At 55.7% G+C, this 24143-nt stretch carries 16 protein-coding genes; 9 read left to right on the top strand and 7 right to left on the bottom strand.

Annotated elements, in window-relative coordinates:
• Window positions 1-169 precede the first annotated feature (169 nt).
• Together ALTERO38_RS08750 and ALTERO38_RS08745 are read left to right on the top strand one after the other, a co-directional pair.
• Complete coding sequence (locus tag ALTERO38_RS08750; RefSeq protein WP_159968110.1) at window positions 170-2290, top strand: ATP-dependent endonuclease; 2121 nt, start codon at window positions 170-172, stop codon at window positions 2288-2290.
• A gap of 1 nt (window position 2291) precedes the next feature.
• The gene (locus ALTERO38_RS08745) at window positions 2292-4130 is read left to right on the top strand and encodes a UvrD-helicase domain-containing protein (RefSeq protein ID WP_159968109.1); all 1839 of its coding nucleotides are present in this window, start codon (window positions 2292-2294) and stop codon (window positions 4128-4130) included.
• Window positions 4131-4380: 250 nt separating this feature from the next.
• On the opposite strand, the gene ALTERO38_RS08740 is transcribed toward ALTERO38_RS08745, so the two are convergent.
• From ALTERO38_RS08740 to ALTERO38_RS08710, 7 genes are all read right to left on the bottom strand, one after another.
• Window positions 4381-7395, bottom strand: coding sequence for a type III restriction-modification system endonuclease (locus ALTERO38_RS08740; RefSeq protein WP_159968107.1), 3015 nt, complete (start codon window positions 7393-7395; stop codon window positions 4381-4383).
• Between the two features lie 113 nt (window positions 7396-7508).
• Entirely contained in the window at window positions 7509-8567 is a 1059-nt protein-coding gene (locus tag ALTERO38_RS08735; protein WP_159968105.1) for a macro domain-containing protein, read from the bottom strand.
• A 14-nt stretch (window positions 8568-8581) separates the two neighbouring features.
• On the bottom strand, window positions 8582-9217 hold the full coding sequence (locus ALTERO38_RS08730) for a DUF4433 domain-containing protein (protein ID WP_159968103.1): 636 nt from the start codon (window positions 9215-9217) through the stop codon (window positions 8582-8584).
• Window position 9218: 1 nt separating this feature from the next.
• Entirely contained in the window at window positions 9219-11249 is a 2031-nt protein-coding gene (locus ALTERO38_RS08725) for a site-specific DNA-methyltransferase (protein ID WP_256663835.1), read from the bottom strand.
• Window positions 11250-11383: 134 nt separating this feature from the next.
• Complete coding sequence (locus ALTERO38_RS08720) at window positions 11384-12136, bottom strand: DUF4391 domain-containing protein (protein ID WP_159968101.1); 753 nt, start codon at window positions 12134-12136, stop codon at window positions 11384-11386.
• Between the two features lie 3 nt (window positions 12137-12139).
• The gene (locus tag ALTERO38_RS08715; protein WP_159968099.1) at window positions 12140-15328 is read right to left on the bottom strand and encodes a helicase-related protein; all 3189 of its coding nucleotides are present in this window, start codon (window positions 15326-15328) and stop codon (window positions 12140-12142) included.
• 105 nt (window positions 15329-15433) lie between these two features.
• Window positions 15434-16336: a hypothetical protein gene (locus tag ALTERO38_RS08710; RefSeq protein ID WP_159968097.1), complete on the bottom strand. Its 903-nt coding sequence runs from the start codon at window positions 16334-16336 to the stop codon at window positions 15434-15436.
• 432 nt (window positions 16337-16768) lie between these two features.
• Here ALTERO38_RS08710 and ALTERO38_RS08705 point away from each other — a divergent pair, with 432 nt between their 5' ends.
• From ALTERO38_RS08705 to ALTERO38_RS08675, 7 genes are all read left to right on the top strand, one after another.
• Window positions 16769-17578: a hypothetical protein gene (locus tag ALTERO38_RS08705; protein WP_159968095.1), complete on the top strand. Its 810-nt coding sequence runs from the start codon at window positions 16769-16771 to the stop codon at window positions 17576-17578.
• Entirely contained in the window at window positions 17569-18159 is a 591-nt protein-coding gene (locus tag ALTERO38_RS08700) for a hypothetical protein (RefSeq protein WP_159968093.1), read from the top strand. Before ALTERO38_RS08705 ends, ALTERO38_RS08700 begins: the two co-directional genes overlap by 10 nt.
• A 337-nt stretch (window positions 18160-18496) precedes the next feature.
• Complete coding sequence (locus ALTERO38_RS08695) at window positions 18497-19399, top strand: NAD(P)-dependent oxidoreductase (protein ID WP_159968091.1); 903 nt, start codon at window positions 18497-18499, stop codon at window positions 19397-19399.
• Window positions 19396-20691, top strand: a complete 1296-nt coding sequence (locus ALTERO38_RS08690; protein ID WP_159968089.1) for a glycosyltransferase — start codon at window positions 19396-19398, stop codon at window positions 20689-20691. The genes ALTERO38_RS08695 and ALTERO38_RS08690 overlap by 4 nt, the downstream gene beginning before the upstream one ends.
• Window positions 20688-21722, top strand: a complete 1035-nt coding sequence (locus tag ALTERO38_RS08685; RefSeq protein ID WP_159968087.1) for a radical SAM/SPASM domain-containing protein — start codon at window positions 20688-20690, stop codon at window positions 21720-21722. The genes ALTERO38_RS08690 and ALTERO38_RS08685 overlap by 4 nt, the downstream gene beginning before the upstream one ends.
• Window positions 21719-23380 (top strand): methyltransferase, encoded by a 1662-nt coding sequence (locus ALTERO38_RS08680; protein WP_159968085.1) that lies wholly within the window; start codon window positions 21719-21721, stop codon window positions 23378-23380. The genes ALTERO38_RS08685 and ALTERO38_RS08680 overlap by 4 nt, the downstream gene beginning before the upstream one ends.
• Window positions 23373-23975 carry a histidine phosphatase family protein gene (locus ALTERO38_RS08675; RefSeq protein ID WP_159968083.1) on the top strand — a complete coding sequence of 201 codons (603 nt, stop codon included), beginning with the start codon at window positions 23373-23375 and terminating at the stop codon, window positions 23973-23975. Before ALTERO38_RS08680 ends, ALTERO38_RS08675 begins: the two co-directional genes overlap by 8 nt.
• The last annotated feature ends 168 nt before the right edge of the window (window positions 23976-24143 follow it).

The raw sequence follows: 24143 nt of genomic DNA, 5'->3' as shown, positions 1-24143 counted from the left end.
TCTCACCTATTGCATGCGACCTGATGCTGGGAATTTAACCAATGCGCCTCATGTACGACTAACTGTAACCGACCCATGAGGTAGCGCACAGCAGACACAAGGGTCCGAATGCTCGCGTACATTGCCAACCGGGGAGTTTCGATTGCTTGCCCATTAAATGGAGTTTTGGATGAAAATTAGCCGCATAGCCATTCGGAATTTCCGGCGATTAGAAAATGTTGAAATAGACATTGAAGAGCGCGAGTCAATCTTTGTTGGGCCAAACAACAGCGGTAAGACGTCAGCCACCGCAGTCTTCCGCTGCTTTCTCGGCGGTCGCGATTTCAGGATTCACGACTTCTCGGTCGCCCGCATGGCTGATTTCGACGCTTTCGTTGCCGTCGGAGATGCGGGACAGCTTCCCAAGATTAGCCTCGATCTGTGGTTCACAATTGATCCTGAAAGCATCGCGTTCGGCAGAGTATTTACACTGCTACCCAAGCTTTCGGATTTCACGCGGGTCGGTATTCGACTGTCCTATGAGGTCGAGGACGCGAAGAAACTATTCGAGCATTATGATGCCGCCTATCCAACACAGGAAGACGGGACGCGCGCCAAGGCGCTGTCGCAATATCTGGTGTTCGACGGAAATCTTAGTCGCCATTATGCGGTCCGCTATTTCTCGCTCGACGAGAAACCACAGAGCGAAGGCGGGGCCAAGATCGTAACGAGCAAGCTCGAGCCCGACGAAGGCAAGCGGCTCGTGAAGCATCTCGTACGGGTCGAGTTCGTCGACGCGCAGCGCAACATCAACGACGACGACAGCAGCCGCAGCAACCGACTATCGTCGGCCTTCGCCGCCTTCTACCAGAAGAATCTTGAACAGGTCGGCCCTGCTGCCGATGCGCACAGCGTGATTGATGAGAACAACAGGCAGCTGAGTGACCATTATGCCAAGCAGTTCGACCCGCTAATCAAACTCATCAAGCACCTAGGCGTGCCATCGATTAACGATCGAGAACTGCGCATCATCTCTTCACTCAGCCCTGAAACCGCGCTGCGCGGAAGCACCGAGCTGCTTTACGTTGACCCCAGCCGGCAGCATGAGCTGCCCGAGCTTTACAACGGTCTCGGATTCAAGAATCTCATCTACATGGCCATTCAGGCCCGGCATTTTCATTCCCAGTGGGTCATGACCGCCGAGAACAGGCCGTTATGCTTGATGATCTTCATTGAGGAGCCTGAGGTCCATCTCCACGCTCAAGTGCAGCAGACCTTCATCTCGAACATCTGGCAGGTGATCAACCAGTCCGCTGAGGCTGCAGGCGAGCCCGATCTCGTGCCGCAGCTTGTCGTCACCACCCACTCCTCGCACATCATGGAGGCCATCGACTTCGAGAAGGTCCGCTATTTCCAGCGCTGCCATATCACGGGCGAGACGGCCTCCTCCGGAATTCGAAACGCGTCCGCTGTCCGCAGCCTTCGGGCCTTCCAGCCGGAAGCGGAGATGATCGACGGTAAGCTCGTGTCCCCGTCGGAATCGTTGGTCTTCCTCAAGCGCTATCTACGTCTGACGCACTGCGACCTGTTCTTCGCCGATGCGGCCGTTCTCGTCGAAGGTGCAGTAGAAAAGCTTCTTATGCCGGTCATGATCGAGAACGCCGCAAAGCGCCTACGAACCACATACCTAACGATTCTTGAGGTGGGCGGTGCCTATGCCCACCGTTTCGAAGGCCTGCTCAGCTTCCTTCATATTCCCTATCTAGTCATCACGGATCTCGATTCAGTGATGCCCACCGGCTATCCACGCGCGTGCCGGGCGGACGTAGTCGGCGCACGCACGTCCAATGCTTCTCTCAAGAAGTTGTGCGGGCAAACCACTGTCGCTGATCTGATCGCGCTGAGCCCGGCCGACAAACAGCACATCACTAAAGACCGCTGCATCGCTTTCCAGACTGATATTACGGTGACCGACGGCACGGTCCAGCAGACGCTCCGCCCACGCACCCTGGAGGAGGCGATCATCTACGAGAATTTTGGGCTGCTCCGGTCCGGCACGCTCTCGATCGACATCACCATCCCGGGGCATCTCGGCGACGCGTATCAGGCTGTCTATGGCCGGATTCAGTCAGACAGTTTCAAGAAGACGGACTTCGCCATGGATATCTTGGCTTGCGCCGAGGAGTGGACCGTCCCTGGCTATATCGTCGAGGGATTGCGCTGGCTCGAGTCGCGCCTGTGCCAACCTCCCACCACAGTCACAACAACAACAACAACAGCCACAGCAATTGCTGCTACGGTGGTGCTATAGCATGGGCGCCTGGGTTGAAAGCGAAGCGGACGCTCTGGTCCGCAAATGCCTAGATGAACGTCGTAGCTTCGCGTTAGTTGCCGGCGCGGGGTCTGGAAAGACAAGCTCGCTAGTCGATGCTCTTGGGCGAATCCGTGATCGCGAGGGGATCTCACTTCGCAGGCAAGGTCAGCGAATCGCTTGTATCACTTTCACCAACCGCGCGGTCGAAGTCATCACGGCACGGCTGGGGTTCGACGACCTCTACCTGGTCTCGACACTTCACGGCTTTCTATGGGGACAGCTCAGCCGCTTCCACGACGACATTCGTGAGGCGCTGCGCGAAAGCCGTATCCCGGCGCTCATCGCAAGGGCCAAAGAAGATGATAATGGCGGCAAGAGCAAAAAGGCCCAGAAAGCCCGCGCCAAGATTGAGCGACTGACAGCAGAGCTTGCCGCTCTCGCCTCGGTCGAGTTCTTCAAATATGCCGACACCAGCTTCAGCGACTATGGCAAGGGCCAAGTTGGCCATGATGACATCATTGAGATCGCAACCTATCTATTTGCGAAGAATGCCACTTTCCGGCGGATAACCGGCCTACGTTTCCCTTATATCTTCGTTGATGAGGCGCAGGACACATTCGAGGGCATCGTCGCCGGGCTCAATCTCGTGTGTTCCGGCACGGGTCTACCGATGATCGGCTACTTTGGCGACCCCTGGCAGCAGATCTATGATCGAAGCGCCGGGAGCTTTGAGCCGCCCGAGGGTGGTGAGGTCGTCACGAAGGCTGAAAATTTCCGCTGTTCGAGAAGTGTCATCCGGCTTCTCAACGCCTATCGCAGCGATGTCGAGCAATACGCCGCGGGCGACAACAAGGCATGTGAAGGCAGTGTCGAATTCCGACTGATCAAGGCCGAAGAGCCGACCGAACCGCGCAAGCGTTATGCGGAGGATCAGATCGCGCGCGCGCTGGCACGGATGGACGCAGCGGTAGCAGACTGGGGATGGACCGGACGCGAGGATGTAATGAAGCTCTTTCTTGCTCGCCAAATGATCGCGCGGCGGCTGGGCTTTGCCGATCTCAACCGCCTATTCACCGGCGCCTATGCCTCATCGCGGGCGCAAGATGCGTTCGAAGCTGGCGAGCATTATCTTCTCAAGCCCTTTCTTTCGACGATTTGCCCGCTGATTACTGCACAGGAACAGGGCGACAGTCGCAAGATCATCAATGTGCTACGGCGTGACAGTCCAGCTTTCGCGGTCGACGGATTGAACGCCGAAAAGTCGCTGAAGTTAATGATCGAGACCTCGAGCTCACTGGTCGACCAGTTGCAGGCGTTGTGGGGCACCGAGACGATCGGCGATATCCTGCGCTTCTGTATCGACAAGCAGATGATCCAGCCTCCCGAAAGGTTGTGCGAGCATCTTGGTCGCGGCCCCCGGGTCGAGGTGTTCGACGAGGACGTTCACGGTGCCGACAAGGGAGATTGGCTCGCAGACTCACTGTTTCAAATGACGTCCGAACAAGTCGCGCGCTACGCCCGCTACATCGCCTACAACACAGCCTACAGCACCCAGCACGGCGTGAAGGGTGAGGAATATGGGAAGGTCTTGGTTGTCTATGACGATGTAGAGGCCGCATGGAACCAATACAGCTTTAACAAAGTCCTGACACCGCTCACAACTGGTGAGGCTACCGAACGACAGCGCTTTCTAACGCAGAAACTTGCATATGTCTCGTTTTCGCGCGCGAAGGAGGATCTGCGCGTTCTTATGTTTACCGCTGACCCTGTCGGTGCACGATCGGAGCTGATTGCCAGCCAGTTGCTAACTGCAGATCAAATTAGCGTGGTGATTTAGGGCTTCTGGCCCTTGTATCGTAACCCGGCTGATGGAAGCGCAAGGTGGCCTAGCGCTCTCTAGCCCCGACGATCGAGGGCGGTGCGCTTCACGCGGAGAAGCTTCGAGATAAGAAGGTCGGCGGGGTGTGAGTTTGTCGATCGCCCAGAAGAGACAAAGCTAATGCGCTGGTGCGCATTAGCTTTGTCTTCAAAGTTGGTCGAATACTTGCGAGCCTATCCTTTCTAAGTCGCTATTTGATCCGATTTATCTAGTTCATTGCTCCGGCAATCACATCATCCACGCTACTCGCTCGTCCGAAGCGCAGGCTGGCTTCATCCGTTGCAAGCAAATCAAAGTGAGCGGTGCCGCAGTCGATCTTCGCTTGCTCAATTGGACGAAGATCATCGTTGAACAGGCTGCTCTTGGTTTCTACAACGAAGTAGAGCCGTTGAGCGCCATCTTGCTCAACCAGTATTGCCCAGTCGGGGTTGTAGCTGCCGAGTGGGGTAGGGATGCGGAACCAGCCGGGTAGCTTTGCGTAAACCTTCACGGCGTCGTTGTGTTCGAGTGCCTGAGCGAAGTCGCGCTCGATGGCTGAGTCGTAGACCACGTGCTCGTAGACTGACTTCTCGGTGTTAAGCAGCATGTTCTTCAGGTAGCCGGTCAGCTCTTGCTGCTCGAACAGCTCCTGGGCATAGAAACTGTCTTCGCCCAGCTTCACGTACCTGATGCCGTCCACCAGCGCCAGGCGCTTACAGCGGTTGATGATTTCGCCGGCCAGTTCAATAAACTGCTGAGGATTACGCTTGAAGTCATCCAGACGCTTGCTCTCAGTGAGGATGCGCACAAGGGTGCGGCGAGTAAGCTGCGTGCGATCCTGCAGGTCGGTCAGAATATCCGGCAGCTCGATAACGCTCTCGTCTAGGGTGACGGTGTAAGCACCTTTTTTCTCATTGGCTTCCACGCCCGACTTGCCGATGGCTAGATCCGCTTTGCGCCATTGCAGGCGAGGGCGGAACACGGCTGGCGCTTTCTGCAGATTGTTGATGCAGTCGGTGATCAGCTGTTCGTTGTTGAAGTCAACGCGATAGGTGGTCTGGTGCTTGATACGGTCCCAAAGGGCTTTGAACTCTTCGCTTTGCAGCACGGCTTGGCGAGTCGGGACGGCACGGCGCTCATCAGCGTTTTTGATCTCCAGGCGTCCGGAGACTTTCTTCAACAACTCAACTATTTGTGAACGCTGCGCCTCGAACTCGGGGGGGAGTTGCAGCAGGCCATCTTTGAGTGCCTGCTTCAGCGAGTCTTGCACCTTGCCCTTGGCATCTACGTAGTGCTGAGCTTTCAAGAAATCCCAGAGCACCTTGGACTGCTCAAAGCCAAGTGGTTTGGACTCGCCCTCTGCGCTGGTGATGGCAACAGCCGCGAACTGGTGCTCCTCGACGATGCCGAAGCGAATACCCGTGTCTTCTTCAATCTCTTTCTGCAGATTTTCTGCGAAGGCTTCATAGCTCTCAGTGGCAATAACGGTGAGGGTGTTCACCTCGAATCCGCGCACCCTATCGCCGCTTTGGTTGACGCACAGGCGCAGGCCGCGACCGATGGTCTGTCGGCGCTCACGCTCGGATTGAATGTCACGCAGCGTGCAGATCTGGAACACGTTGGGATTGTCCCAGCCTTCCTTGAGTGCCGAGTGGGAAAAGATGAATTTCAGCGGTGTGCTGAAGGTAAGCAGCTTTTCCTTGTCCTTCATGATCAGGTTGTAGGCGCGCTCAGCGTTCTCCCGGTTGCCAGCGTTATTCTCAGCGGTGTCAGACCAGCCGCCCTTTTTGTCGATGGAGAAGTAGCCGTTATGCACCTCTTCAGCGCTGTGGTTGAAGTCGACCTCGCTGAACAGGCTTTGGTAGTCCGGGTGCTTGGCGAAACGTTTGTATTCTTCTTCGAAGATGGTCGCGTACACGCCTTTCACTGGATTGCCGTCAGCGTCGTACTGGCGATAACGCTCGACCGTATCGATGAAAAAGAGCGACAGCACCTTGATGCCCATGGGACGGAAGCGCTTTTCTTTGTCCAGGTGTTCTTTGATCGTGCGGCGGATCATTTCGCGCTGAATCGCCAACGGTTCCACGCCGCCATGGACCTCGCCAATGCGCAGGTACTTCTCGCCACCTGGGTAGCGCAGCTCGACGAACTCCTCGCCTTTGGCGGTGTTGATTTCGCCAATGCGAAGGTCTTTATAGACGGCGCGCTTGGTTGCCTGCTCCAGATCGTCGCCGTCGTAGACCGTGACCTCTTGGGTGGATACGCCACCTGTGGCTGTGCCCAGATCCAGCTCGACTTTGGCTGAAATCGTGCCGCGCTTGTTGCTGGCCGCTACCAGCCGCACAAACGGCTTGTTGTGGGCATCGTCTATCGTTGCCGAGGCCACTTCGATCTGTTTGACCAGGCGGCGCTCGTAGGCATCAACCGCATCCAGCCGGTAGACCATGTGGTGCTTGTCTACGTGGGTTGCGGAATAGCGCAGGGTGCACAGCGGGTTCATGGCATCCAATGCGGTCTTGCCGGCCCCTTTAAGGCCGCCATCGACGCTCTGCGGCTCGTCGACAATCAGGATCGGGCGAGTCTCCTTGATCAGGTCGATGGGCTTCTCGCCACCAGTTTTTTCGCTGTCCTTGTAGAGGTTGTTGACGTCCTTCTTGTTGATCGCGCCTACGGTCACCACCATGATCTGGATGGTTGAGCTGGTCGCAAAGTTGCGAACCTCGCCGAGCTTGTTCGAGTCGTACAGGAAGTAATCGTAGGGCACGCCGGCATAAAGGCTTTTGAAGTGCTCCTCGGTTATCTGCAGGGACTTGTACACGCCTTCCTTGATCGCAACTGACGGCACCACAATAACGAACTTGGTAAAGCCGTAGCGTTTATTCAGTTCAAAGATGCTTCGCAGGTACACGTAAGTTTTGCCAGTTCCGGTCTCCATCTCGACGGTGAAGTCGCCTGACGTGAGCAAGCCGGAAGGCGGGAGTCCGCCGCGCAGTTGGATGTCGCTGAGGTTCTTGTGCAGTTCATCATCAAGCAGTGTCAGGCGGTTACCAACACCCAGGTCGGATTCGGCAATGCCCAGTGCAAACTGCTGTGGCGCGTCGCTCGGGTCGCTTTCGGCCGGGACAGGGGCCTTCATGGTCACCGTGAACTCGGTACGGCACGCCTCCTGGCCACGGAACAGATCGCATACCGCTTCGATAGCCTGTAATTGATAGTCGAGATCCGGCTCGAAGTGCAGTTTCATGTTCAATCCATTTTCAAACTCGCCTTCAGGCAAGGGCGAGAAATTCTGTCAGTTAGCTGCTCGACTCCCCCATGCCGCGAGGCGGCAGCGGGAGTCAGATTCAGGATGTCTTTTCAGGCGCTCAGGGCTATGGGCTCGATCCAGCCTTTGCTTGCCAGTACATCTACGGCGATACCGATCTGGCGTGGCGTGAATTGCTTCTTGCGAGCGTTCCAGGCGTAGGTGCGGGCGACTACCTCTTCGACGCTGGTAACAGGATCACCCTCTTTGACGATCCAGTGCACGGTCGCAAGCAGCTCCAAGCCGAAGGGTGTTTCAAAGCCTTCCACCAGCTCTCCGACCCGGTCAAATCGGGCGCGGGTTTCAGCATTCGCTTCCAGGAAGGCGTTAGCGTCATCGACTGCGCCAGGCACCAGCGTTAGGGGTTTGTCGGGTGCATCACCCCCATCGGCATAGCCTGCTACCAAGTGACCTTCAATCGCGCGCAGTACGTGGCGAAGATTCTCGGCGTAAGGGCCGTAGGCAGCTTGCACGTACTTGAGGCGCAATGGCTCGCCCGCTGCCTGCATGAAGTACATCAGCTTGTGTACTTCCAGCAGGCTAATCGTTGGGTCAAGCAGCCCACGCACATAGCGATTCATTAGCTCCACCAGTGCGGCGCGGCCAGCGGTCATGCTCGGCACTTCGCGGCTATGGTGCATGGTGTCTGCAGCGGGGGCGCCCTTGGGCTCGTAAACGCGCACGTGCACGTCCGGCAGATCGGCCATGGCTGCTTCAATACGCGGGCGCACCTCTGCCCAATCAAGTCCACCCAAACCGCTGCCCAGCGGTGGGATGGCGATGGAGCGGATACCACGGCGGTGAATCTCGGCCACCAGGGCGCTGAGCCCTGCGTCTATGTCCTGCAAGCGACTCTTGCCGCGCCAGTGGCGCTTGGTAGGGAAGTTAATGATGTAACGTGGCGACGTGAGCTGGTTGGTGTCGAACACGAACATCCGGCCAGGCTGCACCTCTTCACGCTTGCAGGCCGCCTCGTAAGCCTTGAAGTTCTCCGGCCACATATTCTTGAACTGCAAGGCAATGCCACGGCCCATTACACCGACACAGTTCACGGTGTTGATGATGGCTTCGGAGTCATCCCGCAGGATGTCGCCGCTGGTAAATTCGATCATGACTGGCTCTTCACTCAGTAATACCACTCAGGGCGCAGCTCGACCGCTGGTCTGTGCCCCTGTGCAGGCAGTGCATTCGCTACCTGCGTATAAATTTGCCGCGACTGTACGCCGATGCGCTCGACCAAGTGCCATGGAAAGCTCTGTTCAAGCAGGAACTCTGCTTGCTTAGACTCTTTGCACTGGTGCCAGATCCGCGCTGCTACGGCATCCCAATTGATCTCATTCAGTTGCGCCAGATCTGCACGATCCTCGAAGTAGTTCGAACCTGCATTGGATAATGTGAATGCCCAGCGCCTGGCTTGGACATTAGCCCACTGTACGGTCGCATGCAGGTCAGCCTCCAAATGTACGATAGGCCCTTGGCCGCCGTTGTAGGCAAGGTCTTGATGGCCCCGGCTGATCAGGAACAGCATCACCGAGCGCGGGCAGAAGTAGAACGGCACACATTCACCGACATGTAGGCCCGGATGACTATCTAGCTCCAGTTGCAGGCGACGCTGCTTAATGTGGTTCATACCAATGACAGTGCCTGGCAACGCCTGATTCAACAGTACCGCATCGGACAGCAAGCTGGCGCTGGCGATGATGGACGGCAAACGGTCCACATGACAGATGTGATAAATCTTGGGCTGCGCAGGCACGGCCATTTTACAGGCTCCGCACGTTCTTGATGCCGGCCTGGTTGAGGATGGCGGCCAGGTTGGTTTTGGCAATGTCGTCGGCAAAGGCGCTGTCACGGAACACGCAGGTGCTGTCGCTGGCTGGGGCTTGCGCCTTGTGCCATGCAACAATGCCCTGAGCCAGGTCTTCCACCTGATCGCGAGTAATTCGCTCCGCAAGGCAGGCCAGCAGGACGCCACCGCCGATGCTGTGCACCGTTTTGCCGGCGATCTGCTGCTGCTCGATGGGTACGCACAGGTCTAGACCGAGCTTTAGAAGCAGTTCGTAGAGAATGTCAGTTTCAGTCCGCCCAGTAACCAGGTGATCTTGATGGTTGAAGAGAGCTTGATCAAGATTTTCCGGGTTAGGGTTCCAGGCTTGTATATTCGAAGTGTTGAGCTTGAAAACTCGGAAGCCTGTGTCTCCAGAAAACATCGAGTTCTCTGCTTTGACTTTTTCGGCTGCTCGACGAATCCGCTCTTTGGTTAACTCTGCAATATTTTCGGCAACACCTAGCTTTCTACAGACAGCTGCAGCTTCTTTTTGAGTTTTCTCGGATGGATCAAGGGGTTCTGGGAGCTGGACACAAATAAAACGGCGAGAGTGCCCATCGATTGCGTTTTGCTGCATCACGGCCTGTGCAGTAGATCCCGAGCCTGAAAATAGATCGAGAATTATTTCATTTCCACTCGTTCCCAACAAAAAGCAGGTTCGTAGAAAGTCAATAGACTTAGGGAAGTCAAAAGATTCGCCCGGTAGGAGTTCTTTCAATGCTCGCTTACCGCTATCAGTTGAGAATTCTCCGCCAATCCAGATGGATTTGGGTTTTGATGTTCTTTCGACTGCGCCTTCGTCGTCCTCATCATCTTCATCAAGATCGTCTACTGCAATTGAAGGGTCGAGATACACTCGATGCTCGACGTCTAATCTACCGTTTCGGTCTGAGCGCTTGGGGTGCATCCAGGAAAGATGCTTTTTAACTCTGTCCTGACCCCAGCGCCAACGACCCTCTGTCCCGTCTCCTCGCATGGGGAAGATTTCAAGATCGTTGGCTGTTAAACGCTCAAGTGATACCCGGCCAGACTCTTCGTTCCAGTAGATAGGGAAGAACATATTTGGGCGGTCTTGTCTTTTATCCGGACCGCCGCGTTTGCGAAGATCGCGTAGAGCATATTTGAAATCATTCTCGTCAGTGTGTTTAAACGCTGCTCGCTGCTCATCTGTGAGGGGTAAGCCGTTAGATTTAAAGTTAGCTCCGGCGTAAACGACGACGTACTCGTGACAGGCCGCTACATGTTTCTTGTCGTTGCGGCCTTTAAGGTTGGTGACGACCGTTATTGTTGCGATAAAGTTTTCTTCGCCAAGTATCTCGTTTGCTAGTGTTCGTAGATTGTTAAGTTCTCTGTCGTCAATTGAGATAAAAATGACGCCATCACTTTTGAGTAGTGAGCGTGCTAACTTTAGCCGGGGGTAGAACATGTTGAGCCAGTCAGTATGAAAGCGACCACTGCTTTCAGTGTTGCTGCTAATACGTTGCCCGCTTTCTATCTGGCCCGTCAGCTCCAAGTAGTTGTTTATGTTATCTTGGAAGTTGTCGGGGTAAACAAAGTCCTTGCCGGTGTTATAAGGCGGATCGATATAGATCAGCTTGACCTTGCCCGCATAGCTCTTTTGCAGCAACTTTAGGACTTCGAGGTTATCGCCCTCGATCATCAGGTTTTGCGTACTGTCCCAGTCCACGCTTTCATCGGGGTAGGGCAGTAGCGTACCGGTGCTGGGCGTGAGCGCCAGTTGGCGTGCTGCGCGCTTGCCGTGCCAGTTCAGGCCGTACTTTTCGTCGGCGTCCGTTACGGTGGCGTCGCCGACTAGCTGTTTGAGCACGTCCTGGTTGATGGCCACGCCATTGGGGCCTTCGGTGATCAGCTCAGGGAACAAGGCTTTGAGTTTGTCGATGTTTTCGGCCTTGAGGTCGGCGCTGTGCGCTTCCGGCGACTGTGCGTCGATTATTTGCATGGTCATTCGCTATTTCCTTCACGATCTACCTGCATGTACGTGTTTGCAGGCGCGGTGTAATGCTGGCTGGCATGGTATTCCATTTCGACAGCCTTTTAAGGCTTGTTGGCCAGGTTTTGCTACTGGCTGAAACCATCGCCCTACAGTCTGGCTTGGGCTTCGCTGAGCGCTTGCTGTAGCTGCTTCAGTTGCAGGTTTAGCTCCACCTGACGGGCAATCTGCTGAGCCTTTTGCGCCTGGGCGCGCAATGTGGCGATCTGTCCTTGCAGCTCGATGCAGGCTTGCAGGGCTTGGCGTCGGGCAGTGGCATCAAGCGGGCTGTTGGCCGTGCGAAAACCTCCCGTATGCTGCGCTGCCTGTAGGGCCAGCAGGGTATCTATCCAGCCCTGATAAAAAACGCTCATGTCACTACGCGGTTGACGCTCCAGGCTTACCGCATCGAGAAAAGCTGTGGTTATCTGAGGGGAGGCTGGCACCGTAGCAGTGGTGATTTCACCATCGAGCACGGTCTTGCCGGCTTCGTTCTGAGCCCAACGTTTGTGGCTCAGGGAGAGCTGTACCGACTCCGGCGTGCTGATCATTAGTAGGGTTGGGTGAGGTATAGCGCGGTGCAGCAGTTCTATGAGCCTGGCTGGTCGAGCTGACGGGCGCAGGGTGAGGTGCAGCACGGCGACTTCCACGTATTCACGTTGGGCGTCGCGGTAGTCGGGTATGCCGCAATTGCCGGGCTTTAGCGCGGCAACCCACTGGACCTCTTCAATGCCTTCATTGATCTGCTGCCGATCCGCTGCTGTCGGGGCCAGGTTTTCGATCAGCAGCTTTTTAGATACGCGCTGATTGACCCGTGCCTGCTCAGGCAGCTGCAGGGCAGCAATGATGTCCTCGGCAAGCACGGCTCACTCCTGGGGCAGTATGACCATAAAGGCGATCACTTCGAAGTCGTTGCTGCCGGCGAACTCGCCCTTCATCGCATGGCTACCGGCTGGGTTGAATAGGCTGGCTATGGCTCGCTCTTCGCTCTTGCCGGCCACGGATGACACTGCAGTTGCCAGCAGGCTCTGCGCATGGCGCATATCCTCGCCCTGTTTGGTGAGCTCATCGAATCGGTTGTCAGCTGTGGCGTCAGGCAGTTCGCGGCCAAGGGCCAAGCGCTTGAGACGATCCAGAATGCGTTTGGCCTGAGGGAAGGGCAGTAGCACGGTTTCATCTTCTGCCACATGGATGAGGTAGTGGGGCGCAAGTGGGTAGCCATCGCTGATTTTGTCGGCGGCTTCTCCCTGTGCTCGCAGGCAAAAAATAATGCCGGGCGGTATGTCCTCGTCACGCGTTGTAGTGATGGCACAGGCACCCAGCGGCATGTTCTCCAACACGCCGGGATGGGCCTTGAGGTACTGGGCAAGGTCGATACGGAAGTCGGTGAGGGTGAGGTCGGTAATCGACACGCCACTGGACAGGTCTTCCAGGTCGATGACGGCATCCTGCAGCTTGAGCAGTTGCTTGCGGCGATATTCCAGATCGTTCATCGCATCGCCGGACTGCGCTTCGATCAGGTTCTCTTCCCCGGTGGCGGATACGTCTAGCAGAACCATACGACCACTGACGCGTTGCTCCAGGTTGATGTATTCCTCCAGCTCCATGTTGGGCCAGAAGTTGACCAATTGGATGTGCTGGTTGGGTGAGCCAATACGGTCGATTCGGCCAAAGCGTTGGATGATCCGCACCGGGTTCCAGTGGATGTCGTAGTTGATCAGCCAGTCGCAGTCCTGCAGGTTTTGGCCTTCGGAAATGCAGTCGGTGGCAATCAGCAGATCCAGCTCGCCTTCCTCGGCCATGTCGGCAGGGCGCTCTTTCGAGCGTGGAGAGAAGGTCGTCAGTATGGATGCCAGATCGGTACGCAGACCGGGGATCGTAGTTTGGTTGCGGCCGGAGCCGGTGACCAAGGCCGTTTGCACACCCAAGGTTTCGCTGGCCCAAGAAGCGAGCTGGTCGTACAGGTAGCGCGCCGTGTCGGCAAAGGCGGTGAAGATGATGACCTTGCGATTGCCAGGATTGATCGGGCTCTGGCACTTATCAGCGAGCATCTTGCGCAGCTCTGCCAGTTTGGCATCACGCTGGGGTTGTACTTGTTGTGCTGCAGATAGCAGCGTGGCCAGGCGATTGCGATCCTCCAGCAGATCTTGCTTCCAGCGCACTAGGTCAACGTCACTCAGCAGCACCTTGACCTTGCGTCCGACCAGCAGTGCTTCAAACGCAGGGTCGTCTATGTCGACATCGGCGATATCGATTTCTTCAATTTCGTGGGCGTGCTGCTCGATACGTTCTAGCGTGCGTTCGACATCCTTAAGCTGCCGTTCGAGGGTCAGCGCAAACGACGACACCGCGCTTTCCATGCGCTTGAGTACGTTGATGCGCAGCAGGTGGATCAGGCTCTCCTCGCGGTCAGCTTGGCGGAAGAAGCTTTCGCCACCGCGGATCTCGGTGCTGTATTTGGCGTCGTAAGCCGCTTGCTTGTGCTGCAGGACGTAGCGCAGCGGCGCATAGCTGGCGAGGTTGAGCCGGCGAATCTCTTGGTTGATCTCGCGAATGGCGCGAAATTGCCCAGCAGCATCCACGTCAGCTTTGATGTTGATCGGGGGCAGGCGTGTGGGGAAACGGCCGGTTTCGGTGGTGCCGTAGTACTTCTCGATATGCCGACGCGAGCGGGCGATGGTCAGCAGGTCGAGTAGGGTGAAGTAGTCGAAGCCGAGCATTTCGACCAGGCGCTCCGGGGTCTTCTCGCGCTCATCAAGATCCAGCCAGCGATTGAACTGCAGCTGAGCTTTGCGGGTGGTGGCTTCGATGCTGCTGATGCCGTGCTCAAACAGAGCGTTGTCGTCGCCCTCGGTCACGAAAGCGATCTGGTTACGCAGGTCAGCCAGGCGATTGTTGACCGGGGTAGCGGACAGCATCAGGACTCGGGTTTTTACACCTTCGCGGATAATTCTGCGCATGAGGCGGTCGTAGCGTGTTTCTTGGCCTTGGCGCGGAGCTTTCTTGTTGCGGAAGTTATGCGATTCGTCGATCACGACCAGGTCATAGTTGCCCCAGTTGATGTGGGACAGATCGAGGTCGCCGGAAAGTCCGGCCTCGCGAGAAAGGTCGGTGTGATTGAGGACGTCGTAGTTGAAACGGTCTGACGCCAGCACGTTGCGCCGGTCATTTGCCTTGTAGAGCGTCCAGTTGTCGCGCAAGCGCTTCGGACACAGCACCAGCACGCGGTCGTTGCGCAGCTCGTGGTATTTGATAACGGCGAGTGCTTCGAAGGTTTTCCCCAAGCCAACGCTGTCGGCAATGATGCAGCCGCCAAAGCGGTTGAGCTTGTCGATGGCACCGACGACGCCATCTCGTTGGAATTTGAAGAGCTTGTTCCAGACCACCGTGTTGCGGATGCCTGTGGCGGACTTCACAACGCGCTCTTCATCCAGCCCATCGTCCTTTTCTTTGAAGAGCTGATGGAGAACCAGGTTGTATAGCGTGGCCGGCGAGCGCTGCTCGGCAATTTCGCGCAGCGCATTCAGCAGCTCGGTTTTATCGCTGGGGCGGGTGTTCAGGGTTTGCCATTGGTTATCAAACCAAGGCGCAAACATGGCTGCTTCCTGGGGCGACTCGCTGGCCTGGATCAGGCTCATGGGGTTGCCCGGCGTGATACCGAGGCCATCGGTGGTCAGGGCGAAGGAACCCATGACCACCTGATCGGGAGTGCCAGTGGGATCTCTTAGCAAACCGATACCTTGCGGAATGACAGAGCTTGCTCGCTTCAAATCGACCTTGGCGTTCAGCCACTGGTGGCAGCGCCGTGCCAGGCTTCGGGCAGTGAGGCGATTGCGTGCAGCGCGGTCTGCTTCACCGCCAAGCAGCTCCAGGCTCTCGCTGCCGGATGGCAGAATCAGTTGAACCTTGCGGAGCTGGCCGAGAGATTTGGCCAGCTCAGAGAAGGCGAACAAGGACAGCGCCGGGGATGCACAGGCCAGCTGGTGATCCGGTTTCATTCGCTCGTTGAGCAAATCGATAACTCGGTCGTGACCAGCGTTCTGAATCAGCCTCATTGCGTGCTCCCTTGCGCTGTGATTCAAATTTCTTCGGCATCATAAACGCGTTTGGATGTGTGGCGCAGCGTCTAAAATGGCCGCGCGCCAGCACGCAGCCGGTTACTACTGTGGGGCATCTTTCTGTAAGGCGGGTGTGATTGGGGCGCCTGCGCTTGCCTCCAGGTCGGGCCTTAGAAGTAGGCGAGGTACTGCTTTCATCGACATAGTGGGCTTCGCTGAGCAGCGCATGCGTTTGTGAATGGTTGAGGGTATATCCGGCGATAACGTCACGGGGTTTACCTTGCTGGTAGACGCGTCGCAGTAAACGCAGAACTGGGACTCAGGTGGGCTGAGCAAGTGGCAGGCCGTGCATTCAACGGCTTTCCCTCCCCAGACCTGTAGAGCCTTCAGCATGGTTCCCGCGATCAGCTCGGCTCGGCCCTGCGCAGTGTTGTCCTGCTCTGTGGCCGACTGCTCGACCGCGATTTGAAGCTGCCTGGCTCTATGGGCTTCGAGTGCAAGCTGCAATTGGGCTTTTTCTTTGTCGTGCTCAATTTTTCGGGCTTTCTCAGCAGCATCGCGCTCGGCCTGTTCGAGTTGCCACTGAGCATTCAGTTCGACCGCAAGTGACTGAAGCTTTTGCTGCGCGATTGCCGCGAGCCTTTCGCCGCGTATAGATCGGATCCAATTTCGGTTTTCTGGGTCGTGTAGAACAGCGTGCTCGAAGCTGGCCGGATCATTGATTTGCTCCAGTGTCAGGTGGTTGAGATCGATCTCCATGCTGGAGTGATCAAGGCCTTTGAGCGGGCGATAACGCTCATGCTCCATCCGTGAGGAGAGCTTGATTCGGATGATCAGTCGCCTATCGGATTGATGCAGGACGGCATGACCTCTCATGCCGTCCAGGTCGACGAACCGCTCAACGCTCTCTGCAGTGGTGACCACCGGCTGCAGCTCGACCTTTTCCTCCAGCAGCCGGCCACATTGTGTAGCCACTCTGACTGTTTCTATCAGCGCTGGGAGCATGAGCTGTTTGTGCTGAGCGATTAGCGCGACCGCAGCGCGTCTGACGCCTTCGCGGAAGCCATCAAAGCAGTCGTTCGATTTCGCGTGGCGGAAGTGTGGAATGACCTTCTCGCCATTGTTGGCTGCGTTTAACGGCTGCTTACAGCCCGGGCATACGCAGCCACACCGAAGCCCGTTCTCGACCTCACGCGCCCGAAAGAGAATGCCGTCACGCTCACCGAAAGGGATTTTGGTCTCGTGCATGTTCTTGGTATCCCTGGCCCTCTATGGCCTAATGCTATCGATAAGAAGCATGCTGCGTACACACGGCGTCAGTGCGCATCCAAGAAGCTAATCGCCGTACTGCTTGGGTGATGAGCTGCTGAATAACGATGGGCGATCGGGATATCTATCTAGCGGTACGAGTTGGCCCGCCTGATCAAGGAGAGCAAAATGCTAACGGCAATCCTGCATGGAAAAGCAGGCCGCGTCGATATTGGAGGGCACTCGCTAAGCTGGCGTTCGCTGTTTCGTAAACGTGAAGACTTGCTAACGAGTGTTCTGTTCGGACGCATGCCTTATTTATCTGATCGGACTCATGATGCATTTCTGAGCGCACTACTCGGCCAACAGCTAGCGGGTGGTTTAGGTCAAATGAGCGATATACAGTTCTGGCCTAGGTTGAGGGAAACTGAAGGCCGGAAATATGTTGAACCGGATGTGCTAATCGAGTACCCGCGTCACCGGTTGCTTATCGAAGTTAAGCCGCCATTTGGTGGTATGCAGACTTTGGGGCAATGGCGGGCGGAAGTCCGTGCGCTTCACAAGCAGGGCGACGAGCCAAAAAATATCATCCTGCTTGCTTTGGGCCGCAACCAGCCCGAGTGGCGAAGTTTGGCTGACAAGCTGGAAAGCGAATTTTCCGCTACGGCGCTGCGTGTAGTCTGTCTAGACTGGCCAGAGCTTCTGAGTAGGCTCGACGCAATTCGGGATCTGGCGGACATTCGAGATGAGCGAATCTTTCAAGACTGGTTTGAAGCGTTCCGCTTGTTTGGCATGGCGAGCGACATCGCACCTTTTAGCGAGCTGCTAACGCTGTGCGAAGCCAGCGAAGATCTGTCGAGGCATTTTGAGCTCATCAGACGCTGGACGGACACTGGAATAATCCCAACACAAACACCAGGTGCCAGTACCCAAGATTGGGGCTCGCTGCTGCCCCTCGCACAAACTTTGGCAAAGGAACAGCTACTACAGTGGACATGACTCGTGAACAGTGCGTTTCTCTCGTAACGCAGGTGCAGAAATCTCATCGCTTGTTGGCAGGATTCTACAGGCGAATCCTGCCGGCTCTGGACGAGCTGGCCGCCAAGTTCGGTGCTGGATTTTGGTTCTGGGAACCAATAGATTTCGACCGCCCATGTCGATCTGGCACCAAGCCGTCAAGTAAATGGGCGTGGGATTATTTGCCTATGCTGAATGCCCAGTTCGCATACGCTCGGACTGATGAAGAACAGCAGGCGATTATTCAATTTCAGCTGCATACCGACCCATCAGTGCTCAAACAGAATCGCCAAGGAAGCGGGCAGCCCGATCCGCTCAATCTTCCTGATGCTATTCCAGTCATTCGCTTATATGCCTATTGGTTGGAGAACGGATCGGTTTTGGATATCAAGCAGCAATGGGAAGATGTCGGGTATCCGAAAGGGGAGGCTTTTTCGGTTTCGCAGCTGAATAGTGAGCTACGCGGGACTTGGTGGGAGGTTGAACTGGCAGACCTTGTATTTGCTTCAGAAGATACGGTGGCAGCTGTTTCTAGGTTCGTTTCATTACCTTCTGGTATCTAGCGAAGTGCTTATGCACCATTGTACGTTAGCGGGCCCTTGGTAGTTTGCTTCAGACAGACATTACTTGATCTGCAGCTCTCACAACGTGTTCAGCTATTTCTATAGGCGATGCGTAGAACACTCTACGCATTAATGGATCGGTCGGGTTGGCGATTCAACCTGTAGAGGGATGCCCATCCGTAGCATTCTCTGTTTGCGCGCTGATAGCCAGGTTCTTTCATGCTCTCCTCAGATGCTGAGTCGCTGACGTCCCTCCCTTCCGGTCGAGGGCTTTTACTAGCCGACGATTGCCGACGACCTTTTTGGCTTTTAGTCCATGGTTTGAACAGGTTACTCAATGCGGAAAATTCTGATCACCGGTCATTGCGGCTTGGTCGGCCGATACCTGGCACCTTTGTTGTCCGCTCGTGGCTTTTTGCTGAGCGGCCTCGATACAGCTGACTCAAGTGGCGATATCACCCGCTCCGCCGATATTGAACAAGCTGTGCGAGGTTGCCACGGAGTTGTTCACCTCGCTGCGGTGTCCCGTGTCGTCTGGGGCCAGCGCAATCCGGAATTGTGCTGGCGGACCAATGCGCTTGCCAGTGAGGCTCTACTTAACGCGGCCATTAACAGCCCACTGCAACCCTGGGTTTTGCTGGCGAGCAGCCGAGAAGTGTATGGCGAGGCAAAGCGGTTGCCGGTGTCTGAAGACATCGCGTTAGCGCCTGTGAATATCTATGGTAAGGCCAAGCTCGCAATGGAACAGGCAGCGATCAATGCGCGTAATGGCGGTATCAACACTGCCATTGTGCGACTGGCAAATGTCTACGGTTGTACCTTGGACCATTCTGATCGTGTGTTACCGGCGTTTTGTCGCAATGCGGCTGAAGGGCTCCCGCTGCGGGTCGATGGATTCGACCATCTATTTGATTTTACCCATGTCTCCGACACCGTTGCCGGCCTGATCGAAATGGTTGGATTACTGGAAGCAGGGGAAAAAGGTATACCACCAATCCACTTGTTGCCGGGCATCGGTACGACGTTGCTAGAAGCGGCCCAGATGGCTGTCCGCAGCGCGAGCTCTGATTCAAAAATGGTCCAGGCGCCTTCGCGTGATTACGATGTTAGTCGCTTCGTTGGTGATCCTTCTCGAGCAAAAGCATTGTTGGGTTGGCAGGCGTCAATTCCGCCTGAGCAGGGCATCGCGCAGCTAGTGACGGCGTTTAAACAACAGGCTGAAGTGATGGATCGGGTATGAAAATTCTCAAGGTCATTCATGGCTACCCAATGCTCTATAACGCCGGATCTGAGGTGTACTCGCAAACCATCTGCCATGGTTTGATCAAGCATGGGCATGACGTGCAGGTTTTTACGCGCGAAGAAGACTCCTTCAGCCCCGATGGCGCAGTGCGCGTCGCCTACGACCAGGACGAACCGAAGGTCAAAATCCACTTGGTCAACAATGCGCGCCATCGCGACCGTTACCGGTTGGCTATCGTTGATCAACGCTTTGCAGAAGTGCTGGATAGCTTTCAGCCGGATCTAGTGCATATCGGGCATTTGAATCACCTATCAACCTCGTTGGTTTCAGAGGCCAAACGCCGTGGGCTACCGGTGGTGTACACCCTGCATGATTACTGGTTGATGTGTCCGCGTGGGCAGTTTATGCAAATGCACTCGGCTGAGGACAATCTGTGGGCGGCTTGTGAAGGGCAAGAGAACCGTAAGTGCGCCACGCAGTGCTATGCCCGCTATTTCTCCGGGGCTGAAGATGAGCAAGAGGAGGACATCGCTTATTGGGAACGCTGGGTTGCGCGACGCATGGCCCATGTGCGCTCAGTAGTTGAGCAGGTAGATCTGTTTATTTCTCCGGCTCGCTACCTGAAACAGCGCTATGAGCGTGATTTCGAGTTGCCTGCAGCGAAGAGTGTTTATCTTGATTATGGGTTTGATCGTACTCGCATGGCTGGTCGGGAACGTGTCTCCAATGAGCCGTTCACCTTTGGCTATATCGGCACACACATTCCGGCCAAAGGTATTCACCAGTTGATACAGGCTTTTGGCAGGCTTGAGGGTGACTGCCAGCTGCGGATATGGGGCCGTGATCGTGGACAGGATAGTAGGGCGCTTAGGGCCATCACTGCCACCTTGCCGATGAATAAGCAGACACGGGTGATCTGGATGCCTGAATATAAAAACCAGCAGATCGCTCAGGATGTGTTCAGCCAGACCGATGTGATCGTAACGCCATCGGTATGGGTAGAGAATTCCCCCTTGGTTATCCATGAGGCACAGCAGGCACGTGTTCCGGTGATAACTGCGAACGCTGGGGGGATGAGTGAGTATGTGCAGCATGAGGTGAACGGCCTGCTGTATGAGCATCGCGATATTGCGGACTTGGCCAAGCAGATGCAGCGACTGCTAAATGATCCCGCGTTTGCACAGCAGCTGGGTCAACGTGGCTATCTGTTCAGTGACGACGGCGAGATCCCGGCACTTGATCAGCACATCTCCGACCTGGAGGCGCTTTACCAGCGGGTAGTGCCATGACCATCGAGCGAGCCTTCTGGCGGGCGACGCTAGACACCAACCCAGATCACTGCAATCTCAACTGCATTATGTGCGAGGACCATTCGCCCTTCGGTGACGACCGGCCCACACGCAAAGCGCAGGGTCGACTGCGGCCTATCATGGGCAAACAGTTGCTGGAAAAAGTGATTCGTGAAGCGGCGGCCTTGGGCTTTAGCGAGATAATTCCCTCGACCATGGGGGAGCCGTTGCTATACCCACACTTCGAACGTTTTCTCGAGCTCTGCCAAGAGCTTGGGCTTACTTTGAACCTCACCACAAACGGCACCTTTCCGAGCCCGGAAAAGCACCAGAATGTCGAATACTGGGCCAGGCGAATCGTGCCATTGGCCAGTGATGTGAAAATTTCTTGGAATGGTGCCAGCGAAGCAGTTCATAGCAAGATCATGCTGGGTGCCAGCCTGGCGCAGCATGTCGACCATGCGAGACGTTTTATCGCCGTGCGCGATGAGTTGGCAGCGGAGCACTACTGCTCGATGACCCTTCAGCTGACGTTTATGCGCTGCAACTTGGCGGAGATACCGGATGTGGTACGGCTGGCAATTGAGTTGGGCTTCGACAGAGTGAAAGGGCATCAGCTCTGGGCCCACTTTCCTGAGCTGGAGCGACAGAGCTTGCGCAACGATATCGTGTTCGCTAACCAGTGGAACCGTACCGTGCAGGAGTGCGAGCGCATTGTGTACGAGCACAGGGCTCTGACGGGTAAAACACTACGGCTCGACAACTTCTTTGAACTTGACTTAGGCAATCTGGATGACATCGCACCAGGTGGCGAGTGCCCTTTTCTCAATCGGGAAATCTGGGTTGATCCCACTGGTCGTTTTAACGTGTGTTGCGCGCCTGATCAACAGCGCAAAGGGCTGGGTGAGTTTGGCAATCTTAGCGACCAATCCCTAAGTGAGATTATCGACGGCTCGAAATACGCCGATCTGGTTGCGCACTATCCGCAAAATGACCTTTGCAGGGCCTGCAACATGAGGAGGCCAGCGTGATTTGTTTCAGCCAAACCCGACCAAGCGTCAGCCCTTGCGAGACTTATCATCTGGGGCCGCAAGGGCTACCACTTTATGCCCGCCGCTTTGATCATGTCCTTCCTTTTCATGAGCCGGGTCTTGCACCTGTCAGCCTGAATGGGCTGGCCTGGCATATCCAACTTGAGGGCGATGACGCATATGCAGCACGCTTTCAACGTAGCTTCGGTTTCTATTGTGGAGTTGCGGCAGTCGGTCAAGACAGTGATTGGTTTCACATCAGGCCTGACGGCTTAGCGCTATATCAAGAGCGCTACGCCTTTGTGGGCAATTTTCAGGATGACTGCTGTGTCGTCTGTGACGCTGAAAGTCGCTATTTCCATATCGATCTGCAGGGCAATGCGCTGTACCCGTCGCGCTGGCGCTACTGCGGTGACTTCAGGGAGGGCGTCGCGGTAGTCCAAAATGACAAGGGCCTAAGCACGCACATCAACGCGGTGGGTGAGCGTGTGCATAGCCAATGGTTTGTCGATCTGGAGGTGTTTCACAAGGGCTTTGCCAGGGCGCGCGATTCGGTTGGTTGGCATCATGTTGATCGCTCTGGTCAGCCGATTTACGAGCAACGCTTTGCACAGGTAGAACCGTTCTATAACGGGTGTTCCCGGGTGGAAACCTTGGGCGGCGGCTTGTTAGTAATTGATGAAGCCGGCAATGTCCTACGCGAGCTACGGCCGGAGCGGCGAGATCGGTTCGCTGAGCTGTCAGCTGATTTGGTTGGTTATTGGCGCACCTTCACCTTAGGTGCTGCTGCCGAGTTGGGCGTGCTCGATCATCTGCCTGCGGTCACGACGCATCTGGCAGAAGTTTTAGATGTTGACCCATTTAAGTTGGAACGATTGCTTTGTGCTCTGGCAGAACTGGATATGGTGACGCTGGACTCGGATAAGTGGCTCGTAACGACCAAGGGGCAGTATCTATGCAGCGCTCATGCTCAGACCTTGCAGCCAGCGGCTATCGAATATAGCGGTGACCTGCTGGATCGATGGCGTGCGCTCCCAGCCATCGTGCGAGGCGAGCAAGTGCGCCAGGACATATTTGCATCAGTGGCGGCTGACCCGCAGCGGTGTAGTCGTCACCACCGGATGTTGGCTAGTTATGCACAGCGCGATTACCCCTCTGTCTTAGACCTCCTGAATCTCAAGTCACATGATGTCGTTTTTGATGCTGCGGGTGGATCGGGCGAACTGAGTCGGCTGCTAACTGAGCGGTATCCTAACGCAACAATCACCTGTGGGGACATTAGTCAGGTAGTCGGCAGCGTGGATGGAGTTCAGGCGATCGAGTTCGATCTGTTTCAACCCTGGCCCGTAAAATCCAGCAAGGTGCTACTCGCTAGGGTTCTGCACGACTGGAACGACGAACAGGCCGTGACGATTCTGCGCCATGCCCGAGCTTCGTTACTTCCGGGTGGTGAAATATTGGTGCTGGAAATGTTGCTGGCTGACGATGGCTATAACGGGGCCTTATGTGATCTGCATCTCCTAACAGTAACCGGCGGTCAAGAGCGTCGTTTATGCGAATATGCAGCCTTGTTTTCCCGTGCCGGCCTTTCGTTGATATCTGCCGAAACTGGCAACGGACTAGTCAGTGTGCTTCGTGCGGAAATGGGCAATGGCTAATCGTTTATTGGTTATTCGTCATGCCGAAAGACCTCTGATTGCTGAAGGTGAGGTTGGCAATGGCCTAAGTTTGACCGAGGCTGGCATGCAAGCAACACGCCGTTTTGCCAGCGCTTTGGATCAGGAAATTGTCTCGATTTACAGTAGTCCAATTTTGCGCTGCATACAGACTGCGCAGCTGATTGCCGATGTGCACAATTACCCCCACGAGGATATTGGGATCAGTCGGCTGCTGGGTGATCCGGGTTTCTTTATCGAGGATGCCGACCTTGCTTGGCAGAGCTGGTTAAGCAAGGGAAGTGAGGCGGTTAATACCCACCTGCTATCCGGCACAGAGACATGGCCTGGCTTTCGTTCATTCGATGCGGCTGTGGCTAATATGTACGATCATATGCGAGCCGCACTCTCTGCGCCCTGTCCGGGACTGATCGTATGGGTGACGCATGACACCATATTGTCGACACTGGCCAGCAGGCTTTTGCCCCAGCCTTTGACTCTTGCAGATTGGCCCGATTTCTTAGGGGCATTGGACGTGTTTATTGATCGAGATGGCGAGCTGCAGCTGAGTTATGTATCTGCTTCTCGTCTGAGTTGAAGCCAGCAGGGAACTTCGGGTATCACCGGCAGAATGCCTGCTGCTCACCTTCATCATGAAGTAATAACGAAGCGCCAACGATTGGCCTACCAAGGACATGTCCCTTCGATCATCGAACTGATCAATCCGTGTGAGCTCGTTTCCCGCTTTGAAGGATCAGCGGAGGTT

It is taken from the genome of Pseudomonas sp. 9Ag, assembly GCF_902506445.1.
Taxonomy (GTDB): Bacteria; Pseudomonadota; Gammaproteobacteria; order Pseudomonadales; family Pseudomonadaceae; genus Stutzerimonas; species Stutzerimonas stutzeri_AB.
This window is presented reverse-complemented; position numbering and strand designations above follow the sequence as displayed.

What these genes read in the sequence shown, in the direction of transcription:
- ALTERO38_RS08750 (WP_159968110.1), top strand. Translation starts at nt 170, where the DNA reads ATGAAAATTAGCCGCATAGCCATTCGGAATTTCCGGCGATTAGAAAAT.
- ALTERO38_RS08745 (WP_159968109.1), top strand. Translation starts at nt 2,292, where the DNA reads ATGGGCGCCTGGGTTGAAAGCGAAGCGGACGCTCTGGTCCGCAAATGC.
- ALTERO38_RS08740 (WP_159968107.1), bottom strand. Translation starts at nt 7,395, where the DNA reads ATGAAACTGCACTTCGAGCCGGATCTCGACTATCAATTACAGGCTATC.
- ALTERO38_RS08735 (WP_159968105.1), bottom strand. Translation starts at nt 8,567, where the DNA reads ATGATCGAATTTACCAGCGGCGACATCCTGCGGGATGACTCCGAAGCC.
- ALTERO38_RS08730 (WP_159968103.1), bottom strand. Translation starts at nt 9,217, where the DNA reads ATGGCCGTGCCTGCGCAGCCCAAGATTTATCACATCTGTCATGTGGAC.
- ALTERO38_RS08725 (WP_256663835.1), bottom strand. Translation starts at nt 11,249, where the DNA reads ATGACCATGCAAATAATCGACGCACAGTCGCCGGAAGCGCACAGCGCC.
- ALTERO38_RS08715 (WP_159968099.1), bottom strand. Translation starts at nt 15,328, where the DNA reads ATGAGGCTGATTCAGAACGCTGGTCACGACCGAGTTATCGATTTGCTC.
- ALTERO38_RS08710 (WP_159968097.1), bottom strand. Translation starts at nt 16,336, where the DNA reads ATGCTCCCAGCGCTGATAGAAACAGTCAGAGTGGCTACACAATGTGGC.
- ALTERO38_RS08705 (WP_159968095.1), top strand. Translation starts at nt 16,769, where the DNA reads ATGCTAACGGCAATCCTGCATGGAAAAGCAGGCCGCGTCGATATTGGA.
- ALTERO38_RS08695 (WP_159968091.1), top strand. Translation starts at nt 18,497, where the DNA reads ATGCGGAAAATTCTGATCACCGGTCATTGCGGCTTGGTCGGCCGATAC.
- ALTERO38_RS08690 (WP_159968089.1), top strand. Translation starts at nt 19,396, where the DNA reads ATGAAAATTCTCAAGGTCATTCATGGCTACCCAATGCTCTATAACGCC.
- ALTERO38_RS08685 (WP_159968087.1), top strand. Translation starts at nt 20,688, where the DNA reads ATGACCATCGAGCGAGCCTTCTGGCGGGCGACGCTAGACACCAACCCA.
- ALTERO38_RS08675 (WP_159968083.1), top strand. Translation starts at nt 23,373, where the DNA reads ATGGCTAATCGTTTATTGGTTATTCGTCATGCCGAAAGACCTCTGATT.